This is a genomic window from Domibacillus sp. 8LH, assembly GCF_038806185.1.
In the GTDB taxonomy this organism is placed as follows: Bacteria; Bacillota; Bacilli; order Bacillales; family Domibacillaceae; genus Domibacillus; species Domibacillus indicus_A.
In genome coordinates, this window is the sequence record NZ_JAVJNG010000181.1 from 1 (window position 1) to 264 (window position 264).

A 264-nucleotide genomic window follows, 5' to 3' on the forward strand; every position below is an offset into this window, starting at 1 on the left:
CTGCAGAACACCTAGTTTATAGAACAGTCCTTAACGACCTTACGATAGAACGATGCACGAAATTGGTTGAGGAGTATATGAAGTAAGGTAAAGTAGAGCATTCCCAATGGGAGTGTTCTACTCTCGGCCGATATGCTCCAATTAATAGATACTTCAACTCAACGAAATTAGTCAGCTTATAATTCAATTTGCTTAATTATCCTAGCTGGATTCCCGCCAACGACAACGTTATCTGGTACATCTTTCGTAACGACTGCCCCAGAG

At 41.3% G+C, this 264-nt stretch carries 1 pseudogene; it reads right to left on the reverse strand.

Annotated features, from left to right (window positions below):
• Positions 1–176: 176 nt before the first annotated feature.
• Positions 177–264 (reverse strand): annotated as a pseudogene (locus tag RG959_RS24335) (acetyltransferase); the annotation flags it as partial.